This is a genomic window from Actinomadura napierensis, from assembly GCF_039529375.1.
In the GTDB taxonomy this organism is placed as follows: Bacteria; Actinomycetota; Actinomycetes; order Streptosporangiales; family Streptosporangiaceae; genus Spirillospora; species Spirillospora napierensis.
The window spans coordinates 1-2368 of sequence record NZ_BAAAMR010000249.1; the positions used below are offsets into that span (position 1 = coordinate 1).

The 2368-nt window shown below is 77.6% G+C and carries 2 protein-coding genes; one reads left to right on the forward strand and one right to left on the reverse strand.

Annotated features, from left to right (window positions below):
• A partial coding sequence (locus ABD296_RS49205) for a PucR family transcriptional regulator (RefSeq protein WP_344285386.1) occupies positions 1 to 1448 on the forward strand: 1448 nt, incomplete at its 5' end.
• Between the two features lie 66 nt (positions 1449 to 1514).
• Here the strand turns inward: ABD296_RS49205 and ABD296_RS49210 are convergent.
• The coding region (locus ABD296_RS49210) for an MFS transporter (RefSeq protein WP_344285388.1) at positions 1515 to 2368 on the reverse strand (854 nt) is incomplete at its 5' end.

Below are 2368 nucleotides of genomic sequence, written 5' to 3' on the forward strand. Positions count from 1 at the left end.
AGCCGGGCGCCGGCGCCGACCTCGCCGCCGCGGCCGGCGCCGCCGGCGCGGAGGGCGTCCCGCTGCTGGAGCTGCCCGCGGAGGCCGACTACCGGACGGTGAGCCGGCTCGTCGGGCAGAAGGCCCTCGCGCAGGCCGCGCACATCCTGGAGTACGGGACGCGGGTGCACCGCACGCTCGCCGAGGTGCTCGCGCACGGGCCGGGCATCCCGGCGATGGCGCACGCGATCGTCGGGCTGTCGCGCTGCTCGGTGCTGATCTGCGACGCCGACGGGGAGCGGCTGGCGTGGGCGGAGACACCGGACGGCCCCGCGCCCGACCCGGACGCCGTGCAGGCCGCCCTCCCCGCGCCCGTCCCGCACGGGCCGGACGCCGTCCTGGACGGGCACGCGCACGCGGCCGGGGCCGAGCTGTCCGTCGCGCCGGGCGTGGCCGTGAACGCGCTGATCACGCCGGTGGTCGTCGGCGGCGAGCCGTTCGGGCGGCTGGTGATGGTGGAGCCGGCGTGCCCGCCGGACCCGCACGACCTGGCGCAGCACCGCGTCGTCGCCGAGCACGGCGCCACGCTGATCGGGTCGGAGATGCTGCGGCAGCGGTCGGTGCGGGCCGCCGAGGAGCGGGCCCGCGGCGACTTCGTCGAGGCCCTGGTGCACGGCCGGTTCGCCGACCCGCACGAGCTGGGCGCGCGGGCCCGCCACCACGGCTTCGACGTGGACGGCCACTACGCGGTCCACGTGGTGTCGGCGGCGGCGCTGCTGCCGGTCGGCCGCGACTACCTGCGCCGGACGGTCACCGCGACGCGCACCGCGCAGACCCTGGACCCCGCCGGCTGCACGCTGACGGCCGCGATCGGCTCCACGATCGTGGTGATCCGGCAGGTGACGGCCGACCACGACCCGCTGAAGCAGCGCGCCGAGGCGGCCCGGTTCGCCGAGCGGCTGCACCGGTCGCTGCGCCCGCGGCTCGGCGACGACCTGCGGGTGACGCACGGCCGTCCGGGCGCCGGCGCGGCGGGCGTCGCGGCCGGCTACCACGAGGCGCGGCTGGCGATGGGCCTGGCCTGGCACACCTCGGCGGCGCCCGTCTGCGGCTACGACGACCTGCGGGTGTTCGCCGCGCTGAAGGACGTGGCGGGCAGCACGGAGGCCAAGTCGTTCGCGCACGAGACCCTCGCCCCGCTGCGCCGTGCGAACGGCGGCGACCTGGAGCAGATCGTCCTGGCGTACATCAGGACGTCGGGGAACCTGAACGCGGCGGCCCGCGAGCTGGGCATGCACCGCAACACGATGCTCTACAAGCTGGACCGGGCGTCGCGGGCGCTGCGGATGGACATCCGGTCGGCGGACGCGCAGTTCATGTTCTGGCTGGCGCTGCACATCGACACGCTGACGACGGTCACCGGCAGCCTCGCCGAGGAAATGGCCCCACCCGCCGCCGCCCCCCGCTGACCTTGAGGCGTTCACTTGCGGCGAGTCGTCGTTATGGAGGCCGCCATAACGACGACTCGCCGCAACTCAACGGAGGGGGTCGGGGCCGAGGTGGGAGGCCAGGAGGCCGAGGACGGCGGTGGCGGCGGAGACGGTGAAGATCAGGCCGAACGCGGGGGCCTGGTCGAGGACGGCGCCGACCCACGCGGCGCCGACCGCCGAGCCGCCGAAGCGCAGCAGGTTGAACAGGCCGAGGCCGGCGCCGGTCCGTCCGGCGCCCGAGCGGGTGGCGCCGGTCGCGGCGGGCGTCTGGACGAACGCGACGCCGGCCCCGGTCAGCGCCAGCGCGGCGAGCAGCAGCGGGATCGGCCCCGGCCAGGCGAGCGCGGCGGCGACCAGCGCCTGGCCCGCGATGAGCACGGCGAGGCCGCCGCGCAGGACCGTCCGGGCGCCGAGCCGCTCCATCAGCACGCCGGTGACGGGCCCGAGCAGCGACATCGCCAGCGGCAGGCTCAGCAGGTAGGCGCCGGCGACGAGGGTGGCGGTGTGCCGCTGCGTGGTCAGGTAGACGGGGACGGCGAGCAGCGTCGCGCCGAGGCAGAACATCTGCGCGAGGACGCTGAGGCACGACCGCAGGTAGCGGGTCTCGAGCAGCAGGCGCGGCGGCAGGAACGCGTCGGGACGTCCGCGCGAGGACACGACGTACCCGACGGCGGCGAGCAGCCCGGCGAGGGCGCCGCACCACACGACGGGCGAGGCGGCGCCGAGGCTCGCGGCGGCGGACGGCGCGCCGACGCCGAGCGCGGCGGCGAGGGTGAGCAGCGCGGCGCCGCGCCAGTCGAGCGGGACGGCCCGCGCCCGCCCCGGCGGGGCGAACCGGAGGGCGAGGGCGGCGGCGGGCAGGGCCACCGGCGCGACCGGGCAGGACACCGCGGGGCGGC